General features: G+C 71.3%; 18 protein-coding genes and 1 pseudogene. 12 read left to right on the top strand and 7 right to left on the bottom strand.

What is annotated here, in order from left to right:
- Positions 1–31: 31 nt before the first annotated feature.
- From DK389_RS20215 to DK389_RS20205, 3 genes are all read right to left on the bottom strand, one after another.
- Complete coding sequence (locus DK389_RS20215) at positions 32–259, bottom strand: hypothetical protein (protein ID WP_109892232.1); 228 nt, start codon at positions 257–259, stop codon at positions 32–34.
- Between the two features lie 190 nt (positions 260–449).
- Positions 450–4,535 (bottom strand): Pls/PosA family non-ribosomal peptide synthetase, encoded by a 4,086-nt coding sequence (locus DK389_RS20210; RefSeq protein ID WP_109892230.1) that lies wholly within the window; start codon positions 4,533–4,535, stop codon positions 450–452.
- A 332-nt stretch (positions 4,536–4,867) separates the two neighbouring features.
- Positions 4,868–5,455, bottom strand: a complete 588-nt coding sequence (locus tag DK389_RS20205) for a histidine phosphatase family protein (protein ID WP_109892228.1) — start codon at positions 5,453–5,455, stop codon at positions 4,868–4,870.
- A gap of 178 nt (positions 5,456–5,633) precedes the next feature.
- Here DK389_RS20205 and DK389_RS20200 point away from each other — a divergent pair, with 178 nt between their 5' ends.
- A complete protein-coding gene (locus DK389_RS20200) occupies positions 5,634–6,632 on the top strand; it encodes a polyphosphate kinase 2 family protein (protein WP_109892226.1) in 999 nt (332 codons plus the stop codon).
- Positions 6,633–6,640: 8 nt separating this feature from the next.
- Here DK389_RS20200 and fabI read toward each other — a convergent pair whose 3' ends face one another.
- The 3 genes from fabI to DK389_RS20185 form a co-directional block, all read right to left on the bottom strand.
- The gene (gene fabI, locus DK389_RS20195; RefSeq protein ID WP_109892224.1) at positions 6,641–7,501 is read right to left on the bottom strand and encodes an enoyl-ACP reductase FabI; all 861 of its coding nucleotides are present in this window, start codon (positions 7,499–7,501) and stop codon (positions 6,641–6,643) included.
- A 116-nt stretch (positions 7,502–7,617) separates the two neighbouring features.
- A complete protein-coding gene (locus DK389_RS20190) occupies positions 7,618–8,574 on the bottom strand; it encodes a DnaJ C-terminal domain-containing protein (RefSeq protein WP_109892222.1) in 957 nt (318 codons plus the stop codon).
- A 160-nt stretch (positions 8,575–8,734) separates the two neighbouring features.
- Positions 8,735–9,244, bottom strand: a complete 510-nt coding sequence (locus tag DK389_RS20185; RefSeq protein WP_109892220.1) for an RT0821/Lpp0805 family surface protein — start codon at positions 9,242–9,244, stop codon at positions 8,735–8,737.
- Positions 9,245–9,327: 83 nt separating this feature from the next.
- Here DK389_RS20185 and pdxH point away from each other — a divergent pair, with 83 nt between their 5' ends.
- The 6 genes from pdxH (at position 9,328) to DK389_RS20155 (ending at position 13,312) form a co-directional block, all read left to right on the top strand.
- Complete coding sequence (gene pdxH / locus DK389_RS20180) at positions 9,328–9,972, top strand: pyridoxamine 5'-phosphate oxidase (protein WP_418292069.1); 645 nt, start codon at positions 9,328–9,330, stop codon at positions 9,970–9,972.
- A 158-nt stretch (positions 9,973–10,130) separates the two neighbouring features.
- Positions 10,131–10,853 (top strand): SDR family NAD(P)-dependent oxidoreductase, encoded by a 723-nt coding sequence (locus DK389_RS20175; protein WP_109892218.1) that lies wholly within the window; start codon positions 10,131–10,133, stop codon positions 10,851–10,853.
- A complete protein-coding gene (locus DK389_RS20170; RefSeq protein ID WP_109892216.1) occupies positions 10,846–11,961 on the top strand; it encodes a VCBS repeat-containing protein in 1,116 nt (371 codons plus the stop codon). The genes DK389_RS20175 and DK389_RS20170 overlap by 8 nt, the downstream gene beginning before the upstream one ends.
- Positions 11,958–12,419: an NUDIX hydrolase gene (locus DK389_RS20165; protein WP_109892214.1), complete on the top strand. Its 462-nt coding sequence runs from the start codon at positions 11,958–11,960 to the stop codon at positions 12,417–12,419. The genes DK389_RS20170 and DK389_RS20165 overlap by 4 nt, the downstream gene beginning before the upstream one ends.
- A gap of 20 nt (positions 12,420–12,439) precedes the next feature.
- Positions 12,440–12,898, top strand: a complete 459-nt coding sequence (locus DK389_RS20160) for a TIGR02301 family protein (RefSeq protein WP_109896640.1) — start codon at positions 12,440–12,442, stop codon at positions 12,896–12,898.
- Positions 12,899–13,057: 159 nt separating this feature from the next.
- Positions 13,058–13,312, top strand: a complete 255-nt coding sequence (locus DK389_RS20155) for a hypothetical protein (RefSeq protein ID WP_109892212.1) — start codon at positions 13,058–13,060, stop codon at positions 13,310–13,312.
- A 29-nt stretch (positions 13,313–13,341) separates the two neighbouring features.
- Here the strand turns inward: DK389_RS20155 and DK389_RS20150 are convergent, their stop codons facing one another.
- The gene (locus DK389_RS20150; protein ID WP_109892210.1) at positions 13,342–14,679 is read right to left on the bottom strand and encodes a dihydroorotase; all 1,338 of its coding nucleotides are present in this window, start codon (positions 14,677–14,679) and stop codon (positions 13,342–13,344) included.
- Between the two features lie 103 nt (positions 14,680–14,782).
- Between DK389_RS20150 and ygfZ the strand changes: the two are divergent.
- The 5 genes and pseudogenes from ygfZ to DK389_RS20125 all read left to right on the top strand — a co-directional run bounded on the left by ygfZ (position 14,783) and on the right by DK389_RS20125 (position 17,826).
- Positions 14,783–15,639: pseudogene (gene ygfZ / locus DK389_RS20145) on the top strand (CAF17-like 4Fe-4S cluster assembly/insertion protein YgfZ).
- Positions 15,640–15,644: 5 nt separating this feature from the next.
- On the top strand, positions 15,645–16,301 hold the full coding sequence (locus tag DK389_RS20140) for a DNA-3-methyladenine glycosylase I (protein WP_109896638.1): 657 nt from the start codon (positions 15,645–15,647) through the stop codon (positions 16,299–16,301).
- 29 nt (positions 16,302–16,330) lie between these two features.
- Positions 16,331–16,888 carry an HD domain-containing protein gene (locus tag DK389_RS20135; RefSeq protein WP_109892208.1) on the top strand — a complete coding sequence of 186 codons (558 nt, stop codon included), beginning with the start codon at positions 16,331–16,333 and terminating at the stop codon, positions 16,886–16,888.
- 5 nt (positions 16,889–16,893) lie between these two features.
- Positions 16,894–17,406, top strand: coding sequence for a tyrosine phosphatase family protein (locus DK389_RS20130; RefSeq protein WP_109892206.1), 513 nt, complete (start codon positions 16,894–16,896; stop codon positions 17,404–17,406).
- Between the two features lie 135 nt (positions 17,407–17,541).
- Positions 17,542–17,826: an exodeoxyribonuclease VII small subunit gene (locus DK389_RS20125; RefSeq protein ID WP_109892204.1), complete on the top strand. Its 285-nt coding sequence runs from the start codon at positions 17,542–17,544 to the stop codon at positions 17,824–17,826.
- Positions 17,827–17,856 lie beyond the last annotated feature (30 nt).

The following is a 17,856-nucleotide window of genomic DNA, read 5'->3' as shown; positions in this document are numbered from 1 at the left end:
CCGTCTCCTCGTGGGGCCGGACCGTCCCAGGTCAGTCCTGGCCGCGCCCCCCGCTCTCCGCGTTCGCCTCGCCTTCCCTCTGGCGCGACGGGAAGGTCAGCACGTTCGCGGCCCCGGCGGAATCCGGCGCCGACGCATCGTCGGGATGGCCTCCGGCGGCGATCGTGATCCAGCGGATGATGCGCCCGCTCCCGCGGCGCGCGAGGTGCCGGTGAATGCGTCTCCGCGCCCAGCCGGGTGACAGGTCGACGTACCGCAAGAGCCTTCCCGAGATCGGATCCGTGAGGGACGATGCCCGAAATGCCCGGCCAGGATCGAACCGGATTCGGGTAGATCACGGATCCACGAGGGTCCGTTACCCGCCCACCATGCCGCCGGGCGCAGGCCGCGGCACCGCGGCCGCGTCGCGAAGGCTTGCCTCAGCGTCCCAATCCACAGGACCTACAACCTTAGGCTGCAGTACGCTCGGGCTCTGCGTGGACGACCGGTACGGCCGGGGCGCCCTCCCATTCGGTATGCGCCGGGATCGACTCGCCCTTCATCACGATCGTGAGAGGGCGCAGGCGCGCGTAGTCGCCGACCCGGGTATCGTACAGCACGGTCGCGAAGGCGCCGACCGACACGCCGCGCCCGACCTCGACGCGGCCGACCTTCATGATCCGGTCCTCGTAGAGGTGCGTCTGCAGGGCCGAGGTGCGGTTGATCGTGGCGTAGTCGCCGATCCGGACGCAGTCGAACTCGGTGATGTCGGTGGTCAGCATGCAGACCCCCTGCCCGACCTTGACGCCGAACAGCCGCAGCACCCAGGGCAGGAACGGCGTGCCCTGGAGATGCTCCAAGAGCACCTTGCCGGCCAGTCCCCAATAGGCGACGGCGATCGCCTCCGTGCGCATCGCCCACCACGACCACATCGGCCGCATGCCGGGCTTGTAGCGGCCCATCAGCAGCCATTTCAACGCGATAACCGCCGAGGACTGGATGATCGCGATCACCACGCTGACGGTCACGAAACTGATCGCTAGGCCGGTCCAATCCTCGGCCAGGATCGCGGGGTAGAAGTAGAAGTCGATGGCCGTGATCGCGAGGGTGATGTAGAGCATCGGCGAGAACGAGGTCGCGAAAGCCTCGAAGATGCCGCGGCGGAGCTTTGGCCCGATCCCGGGCTCGTAGGTCTGGGCAAGCGAGCCGAGATCGACCTTCTGGCGCACCGGCAACTTGATCGGCGGCGATCCGAACCACGTGTCGCCCGGCGCCATCAGCGCGTTCTCCGGCGGCTTCGACTTGATGCCGATGAGCACGTCGTCCGGGATCACCGCACCGGGCGGCACCACCGCGTCGTTGCCGACGAAGACCCGCGCGCCGGTGCGCACAGGCTCGAGATGCATGTAGCCGTGCCGGATCTCCTCCTCGCCGTAGACGACCTCGTCGGCGATGAAGTTGTGCGCGCCGATGTCGGCGAGGTCGTAGCGCCCGGCGAGATTCGTGGAGATCTCGGCCCCCTGCCCCATCCGGGCGCCCATCAGCCGGTACCAAGCCCGCATGTAGACGGTGGCGAAGAGCGAGGAGAGGGTCTCCAGCGTCACCTCTGCCGCGAGAGCGACGGTCCATTTGCGCAGGTAGAAGCCGGACCAGATCGACCACGTGCCGGAGCTGACACGCGGCAGGATCAGCCAGCGGATCGCCGCGATCAGCAGCACGGTGCCGGCCGTCATCAGCATGGCGGTGGGCCAGGTCAGCAGCGGCAGGTACCAGTGGTAGTCGATGTCGGTCAGCGCGCCGAGATTGTCGCTGATCTGGTCGAAGATGAAGAAGGCGGGGAAGATCGGCAGCAGGCCGACGGCGGGGATCGCGGCCAGGAGCAATGCGTAGGCGACGAGGAACGCCGCGCGGCGCCGGGGCGAGGCCGCGGCGGGCTCGACATGCGCCGTCTCGGCGTGGCCGACCTTGCGGCCGGGCGAGCCGTCCCAGCGCTCGCACGCGCCGACGCGGCTGCCGGTGGGCACGGTCGTCAGATCCGCGATCTCGGCACCCGCACCGATCACGGTGTCGTGGCTGACGACGCAGGAGGTGCCGATCGCGACATCGGGCCCGATCTCGACGCGGCCGATGACGAGTTCGTTGCCCACCACCTCGGCATTCGCGATGACGAGGCGGCCGCCGAGCGATGCGCCGTCGCCGATGCTGAGGAGGTCCGGCGCGCCGACCTCGATGTCGGAGATGAGCGCGTCGCGTCCGATCTTCGCGCCGAGCATCCGGAGGTAGATCGCGATCACGGGGGAGCCCTGCAACCACTTGATGTGGACGAGGGGGGTCAGGCGCTGCGCCAGCCACCAGCGGTAGTAGTAAACACCCCAGAGCGGGTAGCGGCCGGGCTTCGTCCGCCCGAGCACGATCCACTTGGCCGCCAGCGCGGTGCAGGCGGTCACCGCGTTGATGCCGATATAGACGAGGAGCAGCACCGCCATCTCGCCGAAGAAGCCGAGCGAGCCGCCGGTGAGCAGCAGGTAGGTGACGAAGATACCGAGCCACTGCGAGGTGGCGAGCGCGATCACGAAGGGCAGCGCGACGGCCTGGGCGAGGCCGCACAGGGCCCGGCGCAGGAGGGGCGGCGCCGCGAAGCCGAGGTCGCGCACGGCCGCCTCCGAGCCGACACCGCCGGTGCGCTCGATGAGCGCGTCCGCCATCGCCCGGAGCGTCCGCTTGCCGTAGACGTCCTGCAGGGTGATCGCCGCGAGCGCCGGCGTCTCGCGCACCGCGGAGACGAAGCGCGCGGCGAGCAGGGAATGGCCGCCGAGATCCGAGAAGAAATCGGCCTCGAAGGGCATCGGCTGCGCGCCGAAGACCTGGTTGGCGGCGGCGAGCAAGGCCGCCTCGGTCTCGTTGTGCGGAGGCTCCTGTTCGCCCTCGACGCTCGTCACCGTGAGTGGCGCGACCTTCAGCGTCTTGCGGTCGACCTTGCCGGAGGTGAGGCGCGGCAGGTGTTCCACGAACTCGAAATGGCCCGGCACCATGTAGGGAGGCATTTGGCCGGCGAGCGTCTGGCGCAGCTCCCCCTTGTCGACCGCGGCGCCGCGCTCGGGCACGAGGAAGGCGACGAGGCGGTCGACGCCGTCGTCCTGGCGCAGCACCACCGCGGCCTGATTGATGCCGGACTGGGCCTGGATGCGTGCCTCGATCTCGCCGAGCTCGACCCGGAAACCGCGGATCTTGACCTGATCGTCGATGCGGCCGTGGAAGAGGATGTTGCCCTGCGGGTCGAGGGACACGGCATCGCCCGAGCGGTAGAGCACCGGGTCCAGCCCGTCCTCCACGAAGGGGTTGGCGACGAATTTCTCGGCCGTCAGTTCCGGGCGCTGCAGGTAGCCCTTGGCGATTCCGGGGCCTCCGATCAGGAGTTCGCCGGGCTCGCCGGGCCCGAGCAGGTTCAGGGCCTCGTCGGCGACGTAGACCGTGTAGTTCGGGATCGGGCCGCCGATGGTAACCGGTTCGCCCGGGCGCATCTCGGCGGCGGTCGCCACCACCGTCGCCTCGGTCGGCCCGTAGGTGTTGAAGAGCTGGCGTCCGGACGTGGCCCAGCGGGCGATCAGGGGCTCGGGCAACGCCTCGCCTCCGAGGAGCACGAGGCGCACGCTCGGCAGGTCCCGGCTGATCATGGCGAGCAGCGTCGGCACCGTGTCGAGCACGGTGCAGCCGGCTTCCGTGAGGATGCCGGGCAGCGCCTCGACATCGCCCATCATGGCGGGCGAGGCGACGAAGAGGGACGCCCCGACGAGGTAGGGGACCCAGATCTCCTCCATCGAGAGGTCGAACGCGACGGACGCGCCCTGGAACACCACGTCGTCGGCCCGCATGCCGTAGAGTGCGTTTCCGGAGCGCAGGAAGTGGCAGATGTTGGCGTGGCTGATGACGATGCCCTTCGGCACGCCGGTCGAGCCCGAGGTGTAGATGAGGTAGGCCGGATGCTCCGGCGTGAGCCCCGCCGCCCGCGGATCTGGCAGGGGCGCGTCGGCCGGGGTCCCGGCGGCGAGGTCGGCGAGCGTCAGGGCCGGCGCGGCGTCCGGCGCCTCGGGCTTCAATGCAGATGAGACGAGGAGCGCCCGCGCCTCGGCATCCCGGAGGCAGACCGCGACGCGGTCAGCCGGCGCCTCAGCGTCGAAAGGGAGCCAGGCGGCGCCCGACAGCGTGATGCCAACCTGCGCGACGAGGAGATCGAGGCCGCGCGCCATCCAGAGGCCGACGACGTCGCCCGGCCCGATACCGCGATGGGCAAGGGCCGTCGCCACGGCTCGGGCGCGGCTCTCCATCTCGGCATAGGTCAGGTGCGGATGGCGGCCGTCCGTCCCGCGGGCGGAGCCATCGATGAGGGCCGGGTGGTCCGGCCGCGCGGCGGCGGTCGCCAGAAAAATCTCGGCCAGCACCTCGTCGCGGATCAGGTCAGGCCGCAGGGTCCCGCGCAGGAAGGCGCGGCCGGAGAGCGGTCCCGCCTCCGCGCGCAGGTCCGCCCGCGGCCGGGTCATCTCGGCGACACTGGTCATTGGACTGACGTTGCTCCGCTCCCGGCTCCCGCGCGGTCGGGAGCCATCGTTCGACGGGTCTTTGTTCCCGGATCGTGCCGTTATCGAGGCGGCCCGACGTTGAGGGGCCGGGATCGCTCGGCGCGGCCCTCGTTCGGAGGCCGCGAGGCGATCAGCCGACGACCGTAGCGCGGGCAGGTTGAACCGGTCTTGAACGTTCCTGGGGCAGATGGGCTTCCCGAGCAACAGGCGGGTCGTCCGAACGGCCCCACCCGGCCCCGATTCGCATGGGGTGCCGCGGCAGGGCCTCGGGACAGGAGACGGAGCCTGGGCCTCGCACATCCGAGCCCGGGTCACACCCAGCGCCAACCGTCCGCATCGAGGACGAGGACGCCGCCCTGGCGAATGCCGATCCGCGGCGCCGCCCAAGGATCCAGGTAGCCGCGCGCCACCAGGATCGCCCGCGCGACGCCGCCATGCGCCACCATGACCGTCGGTGCGTCGAGGTCGCGGAGCGCGGGAGCGACGCGCTCGGTCAGCATCGCGTAGCTCTCGCCGCCGAATCCGGGCGGCTGATAGCCCCAGCGGTCCCGATCGCGGGCCGCGGCGCCCGCCGGATCCCGGCGACGAATTTCGGCCCAGGTCGACCCTTCCCAGGCGCCGAAGCCAATCTCCTTGAGCCGGTCGTCGACCCGGTAATCCTCCGGCGACAGGTTGAGGCAGCCGCGCAGGGCCTCCATGGTCCGGCGCGTGCGGCTGAGCGGGCTCGCGACGAAGTCCAGCCCGGCGAAGCGGTCGCCGGTGAGCGCGCGCAGCCGGTCGGCAGCCTCCTCGGCCTGCCGGAGGCCGGTGCCGTTCAGCCGGGTGTCGCGCTGACCCTGGAGGCGCCCTTCCGCGTTCCAGTCCGTCTGGCCGTGGCGCACGAAGTAGATGGTTGGCATTGCGGGTCAGAGGGCGGAGCCGGGCAGATTCCGTTTGGGCCCGCGGGGCGGCAGACCGAAAAGACGCTCGCACGGCCTCTTGCCGGAACGGCTCAGCCTGCCGATCGTTTTCGCACCCACGCGAACCTCCAGAGGGTCCGCTTCCGGCCCCATCGATTGCGAGCGATAGAGAGTCGTCATGTCGAAGAAACACGGCAAGCACGCCGAGGGCCAGCGCGACCGGTCGACCGGCGTGACAATGTCGCAGGACTCTCTCCGGCAGTCGGCTCGGGACCGGCCGCCTTCCTCCGCCGCCTGGGCCGGAGCGGTCTCGGAGATCGCGGGTGCGGCACCTGCCCTGATCGGCGGTCACGCGCCCGTCGTCGTGCCGGCTGCTCCCGGCATCGTGACGGTCACGCCCGGCCACGTCTGCGAACTCGACCGCATCGACCCGGACGCCGATGGCGGGCTCGACAAGGCCGTGGCGAAGGAGGCTCTGCTCGCTGAGCGCGCGCGGATCCAGGAATTGCAGGAGCGGCTCTACGCCGAGCGCCGCCGCAGCCTGCTCGTGGTCTTCCAGGCCATCGACACCGGCGGCAAGGACGGCACGATCCGCGCCGTGCTCGAAGGTGTGAACCCGCAGGGCTGCGAGGTCTCCTCCTTCAAGGCACCCACGACCGTCGAACTCGATCACGACTTCCTCTGGCGCTATCACCAGCGGACGCCGGGCCGAGGCATGATCGGAGTGTTCAACCGTAGCCACTACGAGGACGTGCTCGTGGTGCGGGTGAAGCATCTCGTTCCGGAGGAGATCTGGCGGGGGCGCTACGGCCTGATCAACGATTTCGAGCGGCTGCTGACGGCCTCCGGCACGCAGGTGCTGAAGTTCTTCCTCCACATCTCGCGGGCGGAGCAGAAGGAGCGGCTCGAGGCCCGCATCGCGGACCCGGCCAAGCACTGGAAGTTCGACCCGGCCGATCTCGTCGAGCGCGAATCCTGGGACGCGTATCAGTCCGCCTTCGGCGACGCGCTGACCCGCTGCTCGACGCCCTACGCGCCCTGGCACGTGGTACCGGCGAACCGAAAATGGTTCCGCAATCTCGTCGTCGCCCGCACCATCGCCGACACGCTGGAGGCGATGGATCCGCGCTACCCGGACGCGCCCGAGGGCATCGCGGGGATGACGGTGCCGGACTGAGCGCGGGCTCAGTCCTTGTCGAGCGACAGGTCCGGCGCCTCGGGATTCTTCATGCCGACGACGTGGTAGCCGGCATCGACGTGCAGGATCTCGCCGGTCATGCCGCGGGACATGTCGGAGACGAGATAGGCCGCCGTCTCGCCGACCTCGTCGATGGTCACCGTTCGGCGCAAGGGAGCGTTGTACTCGTTCCACTTGAGTATGTAGCGGAAGTCGCCGATGCCGGAGGCGGCGAGGGTCTTGATCGGGCCGGCGGAGATCGCGTTGACGCGGATCTTCTGGGGGCCGAGATCCGCGGCGAGGTAGCGCACCGAGGCTTCGAGCGCTGCCTTGGCCACGCCCATGACGTTGTAGTGCGGCATCCACTTCTCGGCGCCGTAATAGGTCAGCGTGAGGAGCGAGCCGCCGTTGCGCATCAGCTTCTCGGCGCGCTGGGCGACCGCCGTGAACGAGTAGCAGGAGATCAGGAGCGACTTCGTGAAGTTGCCTTCGCTCGTCTCAATGTAGCGGCCGGTCAGCTCGTCCTTGTCCGAGAAGGCGATGCAGTGGATGACGAAATCGATCCCGCCCGGGAAAGCGGAGGCGGCCGCGTCGAACACCGCGTCGATCGAGGCCGGATCGGTGACGTCGCAATGGCCGATCACGTGGGCGTCGAGCTCGCGCGCCAGGGGCTCGACGCGCTTCTTCAGGGCGTCGCCCTGGTACGTGAAGGCGAGCTCGGCCCCGTGGGCGCGGGCGCTCTTGGCGATGCCCCAGGCGATCGAGCGGTTGTTGGCGACGCCGAGCACGATGCCCCGCTTGCCCGCCAGAATCCCGGTTCCGGACGCATGTCCGTCGCCGCGAGCGTCAACCGGGTCGATGTCCGCCATGAGTCACCTGAAACGCTGAAGGCCCGTGGCGCGCAGCCAGGAAGGCCGGGTCCGCACAGCGGGCATCCTTAGCGGAGGTGCGCGGAGGGGGGAAGTCCGGGACGCGGCGGTCGAGGTTACTCGGCCTTGGCCCCGCGCCGGCTCTGGGCGTACTCGGTCAGCGCCGGGTCGGCGCTGCCAGGCAGAACGATGGCCGTGGTCGCGAGCAGGTCGCCGCGGCTGCCGTCCTTCTTCGGCAGGCCCTTGCCGCGCAGGCGGAAGGTGCGGCCCGAACTCGTCATCGGCGGCATGCGCATCTCGACCGCGCCGGTCAGCGTCGGAACGCGGATGGCGCCGCCGAGCACCGCATCCTCCAGCGGCACGTCGACGGTGGTGCGCAGGTCCGCTCCCTCCTGCTTGAAGCGGGCATGGGGCAGGACGCGGATGGTCAGGAGCGCGTCGCCGGGCTCACCGCGCAGGTTCGCCGCGGGATGGCCGAGGCCGCGCAGGCGGATGGTCTGGCCGTCGACCACACCGCGGGGGATCACCACATCGACCTCGCGGCCGGTCGGCAGGCCGAGGCGCAGCTTCTCCTCGCTGCCGACCTGCTCGAGCGTCACGCTGAGCTCCGCCTGGACGTCGTCGCCCCTGACGGGACCGCCGCGCTGGAAGCCGCCGGCGCCGCCCGCTCCGCCGGGCCCCGCGCCGCCGGCGCGGAACGCCTCGCCGAACAGGTGCGAGAAGATGTCCTCCCCGATGCCGCCGCCCCCTCCGCCGCCCGCGGCGCGGCTGCGCGCCATGCCCTCGAAATCGAAGGAATTGGCGCGCCCTCCGCCGAAGCCCGAAAAGCCTTCGAACCCGGTCGCCCGCGGCTTGCCGTCGGCGTCGATCTCACCGCGGTCGAACTGCGCGCGCTTGGCCGGGTCGCCGAGGATCTCGTAGGCGGAATTCGCCTCGGCGAAGCGGTCCTTCGCGCGGGCGTCGTCCTTGTTGCGATCGGGGTGATGGGCCTTGGCGAGCTTGCGATAGGCGCGCTTGATGTCGGCCTCGCTCGCTCCCTTCGGGATTCCCAGAACGTCGTAGGGGTTGCGCATCTCTCGTTTCGGATCTCGGCGCCGCCGGGTCCGGCGGTCAGATGGGTCGGACCGTCATGTGGCGGACATGTTGCGTCCGTGCAACGCCCTCGGTCACGAAAGGTCGGAGCAACGCGGCCTCGCGTCAAGCCTGCCGGCGCGGCGCGTGCGGTCCCGCCGGTCAGCCGGCGCGGCTCGTCCGCAGCCGTTTCAGCTCCCAGGAGCCGCCGGAGAGCTTACAGCCGGTCCCGCGCACGAAGCGACTCGTCTCCGGTGTGATCACCGTCGCGAGGAAATCGCGGCAGATCTCGTCGTTCGAAACGTAGGGGAGCCCGGTCGGGTTCACCGAACCCCGCAGGCTCGTCTCCGGATTGTCCCACTTGACCGGGCGGCCGTTGCCCTGCGGATCCAGGGCGACGCCGAGCGCCGCCCGGGCGCGGCGCCAATCCTCCTCGCCGAGATCCGCGCCGAAGCTCGCTGGGCGCTTGCTGATGCTGCCGGTCACGGTCGGCTCCGGCAGCACGGCGGCTTCTGCCTTGGGCGTCGTCTCGCTCTGGAAGGTGATCAGGGGCTGGCCGCAGCCGCACAGGGTCAGGATCAGGCCGGCGACGGAGGCCGCGGTCGCGGCGGCCCTGCACGCATTGCGCCCCGGCGCCGCGGGAAAAGAGGCTTTACAGTCGCGACGACGCATTACACCTGAACTCAATCCCGGCACGACGCGACACGAACGTGATCACGCCCGTGCCCCCCGACCCGGATGTCACGGCTGAGGATTTGAGCGTGGATCGGTTAAAGATCGATGAGCCGGCGCTTGCCGGCGCGGCCCTTGCGGATTTCACCCTCGCCGAGGATCCCTGGCCGCTCTTCGCCGCCTGGATGGCGGAGGCGGAGAGATCGGAGCCCGAGGACCCGAACGCGATGGCGCTCGCGACCGCCGGGTCGGACGGGCTGCCCGACGTGCGGATCGTGCTCCTGAAAGGCGCGGATCGGGGCGGCTTCGTCTTCTACACGAACGTGCAGTCCGCCAAAGGCGAGGAACTCGCTCAGAATCCGCAGGCCGCGATCGTGCTGCATTGGAAGAGCCTGCGCCGGCAGGTGCGGGCCCGCGGCGCCGTGACGCGCGTCACGGCTGAGGAGGCTGACGCCTATTTCGCGAGCCGCCACCGCGACAGCCGGATCGGTGCGCATGCGAGTCGCCAGTCCCGCCCGCTGACCGACCGGCCGACCCTGATGGCCGAGGTCGCGGATCTCGCGGCGCGCTACGAGAACGCGCCCGTGCCCCGACCCGAGCATTGGACGGGCTTCCGGATCGAGCCGGTCGCGATCGAGTTCTGGCAGAACGGCGAGTATCGCCTGCACGACCGCATCCGCTTCACGCGCGCGGGAGCGGGCTGGAGCCGATCGCGACTCTATCCCTGACGGCGCATGCTGCGGCGCGGCACGGACCCTGGATTTCCGGGGGCGCTCCGCTTAGACCTGACGGGCTGGGCGGCGGCCCGCCGGACCCTTCGTCGGCCCGTCCGCGCAGATCGAGAGGCACGGCCTTGGCTTCATCCGGCAACGAACGTCGGCGCGTCATGCTGCTCACGGGGGCGAGCCGCGGCATCGGCCACGCCACCGTCAAGCGCTTCTCGGCCGCGGGCTGGCGCGTCATCACCTGCTCGCGCCATCCCTTTCCCGAGAACTGCCCTTGGGAGATGGGCCCCGAGGACCATCTCCAGGTCGATCTTGCCGACGCCGAGGACACGGTGCGCGCCGTCAAGGAGGTGGCCGAGCGCCTCGCTGCCGAGGGCGGGCTCCTGCACGCCCTCGTCAACAATGCGGGCATCTCGCCGAAGGGTCCCGAGGGCGAGCGGCTCGGCGCCATCGGGACGCCCTTCTCCGATTGGCAGCGGGTCTTCCAGGTCAATTTCTTCGCCCCGATCCTCCTCGCGCGGGGCCTCTGCGACGAGCTGACCCGAGCGCGCGGCTCGATCGTCAACGTGTCCTCGATCGCGGGCTCACGGGTCCATCCCTTCGCGGGTGCCGCCTACGGCACCTCGAAGGCGGCGCTCGCGGCCCTCACCCGCGAGATGGCGGCCGATTTCGGGCCGCTGGGCGTGCGGGTGAACGCGATCTCGCCTGGCGAGATCGACACATCCATCCTGTCACCCGGCACCGAGAAGCTGGTCGAGCAGATCCCGCAGCGGCGCCTCGGCACGCCCGACGAGGTGGCCAAGGCCATCTACTTCCTGTGCACCGAGGCCTCGTCCTACGTGAACGGGGCGGAGTTGCACATCAACGGCGGGCAGCATGTCTGAGCGCGGTCCTGCCGCTCTCCTGCTCGCTCTCCTGTTCCTCACCGCTCCCGCCGCGGCGGAGCCCTCGGTGACGATCCTCGACCTGCCCTTCCGGGCCAAGGCCATGCGCGGCCCCGGCAGCGAGGTCGCCGTGGCGGTCGCCACTTCTGGACTCCTGCCGCTCGCCCGGCCGAAGGGCGCCGCGGCCGACAGGGCATCTCCCGGGGACGAGGAGGCACCCCTCGTCGTCGTCTGGGGCGAGGACGGGGGCGCCGCCCTCACCCTTGCCGAGGGGCAGGTGCGCGCGACGCTTCTGGGATCCGAAGCGATCGAGGGCCTTGCCGCGGCCGAGACGCCGCGCGGCGCCCTGCCCGGCACCCGCCGCGCCCTTTCCGGCCCCTTGAGCGCCTACCTGACCGGGCCGACCCGCGCCGCGGGCGACGGCGCGCCATCGGCCGCCGGCCTCACCATCCGCGAGCGCCAGCCGGTCGCGGTCAGCGCCGATCCGAAGCCGGTTCCGGTCGCCACCGTGACGGTTCCGGCCGGCCCCGATGCCGTGTTCTCCCGCGAGCGCCCGCATACCGTCCGCATCTGCGCCCGGACCGCGATCCTGGCGGCGACGCGACAGGGAGCGGAGGCTTCGTCGCTGGTCCTCGTCGACCGCCTGGGCGAGGCGCCGGGCGTGCCCTGGGCAGTGATCGCGCGCACGCCGCCGCAGCCCGGCGGCCCGCTCTCGATCGCGGGCGTCGCCGATTTCTCAGGCACCGGGCAGATGCAGACGGCGACCGTGACCGGGACGAACCTCCAGCTCTGGTCCTACGCCAACGGCGCCTTCGCCCTGGCGGCCGAGCGGACGGGCTTCGCGGGCGGCGACGGCGAGACGGCGCTCGCCGCCAGTCTCGATCTCGACCGTGACGGCGTCCCGGATCTCGCCCTGCCCACCGCCGACCGGGCGAGCCTCGCTGTCCTGGGCTTCAAGGGCGGCCTCGCGGAGCGCGCCCGCGCCGCCCTTCCCGGCACGGCCGGTTTCGGCGTCGCGGCCCTCGGCCGTGGCGAGGCCGTCCGCCTGCTCGTCGGCCTCGCCGACGGCCGGGTCGCCGTCATCGCCTTTGAGGGCAGGAGCCGATGAGCGAGACCGTGCGCCTTTTCCCCGCCCGGCCCTTCGTGGGGGCCTCGATCGCTGTGATCCGGGACGGGCGCGTGCTGCTGGCGGCCCGGGCCAACGAGCCGATGCGCGGCGTCTGGACGCTTCCAGGCGGCCTCGTCGAGGCCGGCGAGGGATTGTCCGAGGCGGCGCGCCGGGAACTCGCCGAGGAAGTCGGGCTCGACGCCACCGTCGTCGCCGTGCTGAGCCCGACCGAGATCATCGAGCGCGACGCGGAGGGCCGCGTCCGTCACCATTACGTCGTGCACCCGCACGCCGCGCTCTGGTGCGGCGGCGAGGCCGTGCCGGGACCCGAGGCCCTCGGCGTGCGCTGGGCGCGCCCGGACGAGGTCGAGGCGCTCGCCACGACGCCGGGGCTCGGCCGAACGCTGGCGGAGGCGTTCGCCGCCGTCGAGCGGCATACCGCCGAGAGCGCGGCATGAGCCGGATTCCGATGGATGGGCTGCGCGCGGCCCTGTGCCGCCTGTGCCTCGCCCTGCTGCTCGTTCTCCCGCTCGCCCTGCCGCCGGACCTTCAGGCGCAGCAGCGGGGCGGCGCCCGGCCGGCCGCCAAGCCCGCGGAGAAGGACAAGGCGCCCCCCGCCCCCGCGGAGCCGCCGCCCCCGCCCTACGACCGCGACCTGATGCGGCTCTCCGAGATCATCGGCTCGCTCGCATTCCTGCGCGGCCTCTGCGCCAACCCCGACGCGAACGAGTGGCCGAGCCGGATGAAGGCACTCATCGACGCGGAGGGCATCACCGCGAACCGGCGCGACCGGCTCGCGGGTGCCTACAATCGGGGCTATCGCGGCTACAGCCTGACCTACCGGACCTGCACGCAGGCGGCCCACGAGGCCGCCGGGCGCTTCCTTGCCGAGGGCGAGCGCCTCTCCCACGATCTGGCGGGCCGGTTCGGCGGCTGATGCACCTGTGTCACAGGTGCAGTCGTCCGCGAAAAACCTTCCAAATCGTCCGCCGGCGTTAACCTCTTCGCAATTCCCGGCTGGTCGGGCGCTCGGCCCCATCCTATCATCCGCTCCATCGCCGGGTGTCCTCTCGGCGCCCACAGATGCCGTGACGCCATGCCAAACACTTCCGGAACCGTGCCCTTCGAGGCGGACGTCGACGAGAAGCGCGCGGCGCTGAGCTACGTCTCCGAGGCCTTCGCGGAAGGCTGCCTCGACGGGCTCGACGGCGACTGCATGGCCCAGGCCGCCCTCTTCGCGGCCTTCCAGGAACTCGTGATGACCTACGGCGAGGAAGCCACGGCCCGATATGCGGAAGGTTTCCCGGAGCGCATCCGCGGCGGAGCCTTCACCACCACCCTGCAGCACTGAGCGGGCGCGTCGCGCGAGAACGGCCGAGATCAGCGCGCCGCCAGCGTCTCCGAGAACAGCACGGGCTCGCCGGTACCGGGCGCGGTCAGCGCGCCCTCCCACATCACGCGTCTGCCCCGCACCACCGTGCCGACCGGCCAGCCGGTGACGGTGACGCCATCGTACGGGGTCCAGCCGCATTTCGAGGCGATCCAGCCGTTGCGGATCGTCTCGCGGCGCTTCAGGTCCACCACCGTGACGTCGGCGTCGTAGCCCAGCGCGAGGCGCCCTTTGCGGGCGATGCCGAAGAGCCGTTGCGGACCGGCGCTGGTCAGGTCGACGAACCGGGCGAGCGACAAGCGACCCGCGGCCACGTGGTCGAGCATCGTCGGGACGAGGGTTTGCACCCCGGTCATGCCCGAGGGCGAGTCCGGGTAGCTCTTGCTCTTTTCCGCCAGCGTGTGGGGCGCGTGGTCCGAGCCCAGGATGTCCGCGACGCCCTGGCGTAACCCCCACCAGAGCACGTCCCGATGGGCCGCATCCCGCACCGGCGGGTTCATCTGCACCAGTGTGCCGAGGCGGGCATAGGCTTCCGTCCCGTCGAGGGTGAGGTGGTGGGGCGTCACCTCGACGCTCGCCACGTCCTTGTGCGCGCCGAGGAAGTGCATCTCCTCGGCCGTCGAGACGTGCAGGATGTGGATGCGCGCGCCCGTCTCGTGGGCGAGCGCCACGAGGCGCCGGGTCGCCTTGAGCGCCGCTTCCGGCGAGCGCCAGACCGGGTGCGAGGCCGGATCGCCCGGAACCCTCAGGTCCTTGCGCTCCCGGAGCATGGGCTCGTCCTCCGCGTGGAAGGCGGCGCGGCGACGGATACGGGAAAGGATCTCGCGGACGCCCGCATCGTCCTCGACGAGAAGGGAGCCGGTCGAGGAGCCGACGAAGACCTTGATCCCGGCGGCACCCGGCAGCCGTTCCAGCTCGGCCACCTGATGCGCGTTCTCGTGCGTGCCGCCGACCCAGAAGGCGAAGTCGCAGTGCATCCGGTGGTAGGCGCGGCCGATCTTGTCGGCCAGCGCCTCGGCGCTCGTCGTCTGCGGCACGGTGTTCGGCATCTCGAAGACGGCCGTGACGCCGCCCATGACGGCCGCGCGCGAGCCGGATTCGAGATCCTCCTTGTGGTCGAGGCCGGGCTCGCGGAAATGCACCTGCGTGTCGATCACCCCCGGCAGGAGGTGGAGGCCGGTGCAATCCTGCCGCTCGGCCGCCGCTGCCCCGGTCAAGGTCCCGATCGCGGCGACGCGCCCCGCGCGGATGCCGAGATCGGTCCGGTGCTCGCCGTCCTGGTTGACGAGGGTGCCGCCGTGGAGGACGAGTTCGAAGGGCTCTTCCATCGGGTTCGGGCTCCGGGCTCAGGAGGCCGACACGTTGAGACGCGGCCTGCGGCGGCTTATGTGTCAGCGCCTCGCCACACGCAACGTTTCGAGCGGAAGCCCCATGCCGATCGCCCTGCTGCCGGACCGCGCCGTCGTCACCGTCACCGGCGAGGAGGCGCAAGGCTTCCTGCAGGGCGTGATCACCTGCAACGTCGAGGATCTGCCCGAGGGCGTGGCGCGTCTCGGCGCCCTGCTGACGCCGCAGGGCAAGATCCAGTTCGATTTCCTGACCTCGCGGATGCCGGGCGGCTTCCGCCTCGACGGCGCGGCCGAGCGGGCCGGCGATCTCGCGAAGCGCTTGAGCCTCTACAGGCTGCGCGCCAAGGTCGGCATCGCGGCCGATCCGGCGCTCGCCATCGCCGCCGCCTGGAACGGTGCAGGGACCGCCGCAGAGGTGGAGTGCGTCGCCGATGGCCGCCTGGCCGAGCTCGGCGCCCGCCTCTACGCCGCGCCGGCCGCCTTCTCGGCCGACGCGACCGAGGCCGACTACCATGCGCACCGCATCCGGCTCGGCGTGCCGGAGGGCGGGCGCGATTTCGCCTTCGGCGACGCCTTCCCGCACGAGGCGCTGATGGACCAGCTCGGCGGCGTCGATTTCCGCAAGGGCTGCTATGTCGGCCAGGAGGTCGTCTCCCGCATGCAGCACCGGGGCACGGCGCGCACCCGGATCGTGCCGGCGCTCTACCCGAGGGTGAGGCGCCCGCCCCCTTCAGCGAGGTGACGGCGGGACAGAAGAGCCTGGGCAGCACGGGCTCGGCCGCGGGTGGGCGCAGCCTCGCCATGCTGCGCCTCGACCGGCTCGCCGACGCGCTCGCGGCCGGCGAGACCCTGCGGGCGGACGGGCGGCTTATCGCCGTCGAAAGGCCGGCCTTCGCGACCTTCGCGTGGCCGGCCGCAGCGGACACGGCCGCGGTCTGACTCCGATGGCGACGCAGCCCGAGACGCTCCGCCCGGATTCCGGCCTCATCACCCATTCCGACGGCTGCGCCCGCTGCTGGTGGGCGGGGCTCGACCCGCTCTACGTCGCCTATCACGACACGGAATGGGGCGTGCCCGAGTTCGACGACCGGGCCCTCTACGAGAAGCTGATCCTCGACGGGTTCCAGGCGGGCCTTTCCTGGATCACCATCCTGAAGCGCCGGGAGGGGTTTCGCCGGGCCTTCGCGGGCTTCGAGCCGGAGCGTGTCGCCCGGTTCACGGAAACCGACGTCGCGCGGCTGATGCAGGACGTCGGCATCATCCGCAACCGCGCCAAGATCGTCGGCGCCATCGGCAGCGCCCGCGCCTACCTGCGGATCATGGAGCGGGGTCCCGGCTTCTCTCACGTCCTGTGGAATTTCGTGGACGGGCGCCCGCTCCAAGGCGGCGCCCGCACCCGGGCCGACATCGCCACCGAGACGGCGGTCTCGCGGGCGATGTCGAAGGCCCTGAAGGGGGAGGGATTCGCCTTCGTCGGTCCCACCATCGTCCACGCCTTCATGCAGGCGGTCGGCATGGTCAACGACCACCTCCTCGGCTGCCATCGGCATGGCGTCTGCGCCGAACTCGGCCGCGCCGCGCCGCTCCAGCGGCCCGCGTGAGCGCCCGGCCGCCGCGGGCGTGGCAGCGGATGCTGTCGGGGCGTCGCCTCGACCTTCTCGACCCCTCGCCCCTCGACGTCGAGATCGCCGACATCGCTCACGGGCTCGCCCGGGTCGCCCGCTGGAACGGGCAGACGGCGGGTCCGCACGTCTTCTCGGTGGCTCAGCACTCGCTTTTGGTCGAGGCGATCGGCGGCGAGATTCTGCCCGCGGCAGGCGCAGCGCAGCGCCTCGAATTCCTGCTCCACGACGCGCCCGAATACGTGGTCGGCGACATCATCTCGCCCCTCAAGGCCGCGATCGGCGATTCCTACAAGGGGGTGGAGCGGCGGCTGCTTACCGCGATCCGCCGCCGCTTCGGCCTGGAGGCGCCAGGCCCCGTCCTGGCGCGCGCCGTCAAGCGCGCCGATCGGATCGCTGCCCATCTCGAGGCGACGCGGCTCGCGGGCTTTGCGGCCGACGAGGCGGCCCGCTATTTCGGACGGCCCGAGGAGATGCCGCCCGCCGTGACGGCGCTCGCCGAGCCCTGGCCGACCGCCGAGGCGCAGGCGCGCTACCTCGCTCGGTTCCACGCGCTCGCAGGCTGATCCCGATGCCCCGTCTTCACGTCTGCTCCCTGTCGCGCCTGCCCGAGACCGTCGCCGAGACGGGGGCGAGCCACGTCCTCACCCTGGTCAATGTCGGGACGCCGATGGAGCGGCCCGCGGCGATCCGGGCCGAGTGCCACGGCGTCGTCGGGGTCAGCGACATCGTCGCGCCGCTCGACGGACACGTGCTCCCGGCCGAGGAGCATATCGGCCAGATCCTCGATTTCGTCCGCGCATGGCCCCGCGAGCGCCCCCTCGTGATTCACTGCTACGCCGGAATCAGCCGCTCGACGGCGGCCGCCTTCATCGCGGCCTGCGCCATGGCGCCGGAGCGCGACGAGGCCGAGATCGCGCAGGCGCTGCGCCGCGCCTCGCCCTCGGCGACCCCGAACCGGCTCTTCGTCGAGATCGGCGACCGCCTGCTCGGGCGGGAGGGCCGTATGGTCGCGGCGATCGCGGCGATCGGCCGGGGTGCCGAGGCTTTCGAGGGCGAGCCGTTCCACCTCGTCATCGGCTGAGCACGACGCCCGTACAAAATACCGGGACTGTGACCGAAACGCCGCCACCACCGACGAATCAGATGAGCCGGCGGCCAGGCAGGGTTGTGCCGCCCCGGCGCCCCGCCTTAGAACCGGAACAAAGGGACACGAGGGATGACCGAAGCTCGATCTGCCGCCGCCCCGCCGGCGTCAACGACCGGCGTGTCCGGGACTAGCGATCTGCCGTTCGAGAAGGCTCTCGAGCAGCTGGAGGAGATCGTGCGCCGGCTGGAGCGGGGGGATGTGCCCCTCGACGAATCCGTAGCGATCTACGAGCGCGGCGAGCGGCTCAAGCAGCATTGCGAGATGCTGCTGAAGCGAGCTGAGGCGCGCATCCAGAAGATCACGCTCGGGCCCGACGGCCGGCCCGAGTCCGTCGCTCCCCTCGACGTCGCGTGATCGGCGCGGCTCCCGCCCGGAAGTGAGGTA

Source organism: Methylobacterium durans, from assembly GCF_003173715.1.
GTDB lineage: Bacteria > Pseudomonadota > Alphaproteobacteria > Rhizobiales > Beijerinckiaceae > Methylobacterium > Methylobacterium durans.
The sequence above is the reverse complement of the archived record's forward strand: the minus strand, read 5'-3'. Positions and strand labels throughout refer to the sequence as shown.

Coding starts and splice junctions, on each gene's coding strand:
- DK389_RS20185 (WP_109892220.1), bottom strand. CDS start 9,244: ATGCGTCGTCGCGACTGTAAAGCCTCTTTTCCCGCGGCGCCGGGGCGC.
- DK389_RS20190 (WP_109892222.1), bottom strand. CDS start 8,574: ATGCGCAACCCCTACGACGTTCTGGGAATCCCGAAGGGAGCGAGCGAG.
- DK389_RS20170 (WP_109892216.1), top strand. CDS start 10,846: ATGTCTGAGCGCGGTCCTGCCGCTCTCCTGCTCGCTCTCCTGTTCCTC.
- DK389_RS20155 (WP_109892212.1), top strand. CDS start 13,058: ATGCCAAACACTTCCGGAACCGTGCCCTTCGAGGCGGACGTCGACGAG.
- DK389_RS20125 (WP_109892204.1), top strand. CDS start 17,542: ATGACCGAAGCTCGATCTGCCGCCGCCCCGCCGGCGTCAACGACCGGC.
- DK389_RS20200 (WP_109892226.1), top strand. CDS start 5,634: ATGTCGAAGAAACACGGCAAGCACGCCGAGGGCCAGCGCGACCGGTCG.
- DK389_RS20210 (WP_109892230.1), bottom strand. CDS start 4,535: ATGACCAGTGTCGCCGAGATGACCCGGCCGCGGGCGGACCTGCGCGCG.
- DK389_RS20135 (WP_109892208.1), top strand. CDS start 16,331: ATGCTGTCGGGGCGTCGCCTCGACCTTCTCGACCCCTCGCCCCTCGAC.
- DK389_RS20165 (WP_109892214.1), top strand. CDS start 11,958: ATGAGCGAGACCGTGCGCCTTTTCCCCGCCCGGCCCTTCGTGGGGGCC.
- DK389_RS20140 (WP_109896638.1), top strand. CDS start 15,645: ATGGCGACGCAGCCCGAGACGCTCCGCCCGGATTCCGGCCTCATCACC.
- DK389_RS20205 (WP_109892228.1), bottom strand. CDS start 5,455: ATGCCAACCATCTACTTCGTGCGCCACGGCCAGACGGACTGGAACGCG.
- DK389_RS20175 (WP_109892218.1), top strand. CDS start 10,131: ATGCTGCTCACGGGGGCGAGCCGCGGCATCGGCCACGCCACCGTCAAG.
- DK389_RS20130 (WP_109892206.1), top strand. CDS start 16,894: ATGCCCCGTCTTCACGTCTGCTCCCTGTCGCGCCTGCCCGAGACCGTC.
- fabI (WP_109892224.1), bottom strand. CDS start 7,501: ATGGCGGACATCGACCCGGTTGACGCTCGCGGCGACGGACATGCGTCC.
- DK389_RS20150 (WP_109892210.1), bottom strand. CDS start 14,679: ATGGAAGAGCCCTTCGAACTCGTCCTCCACGGCGGCACCCTCGTCAAC.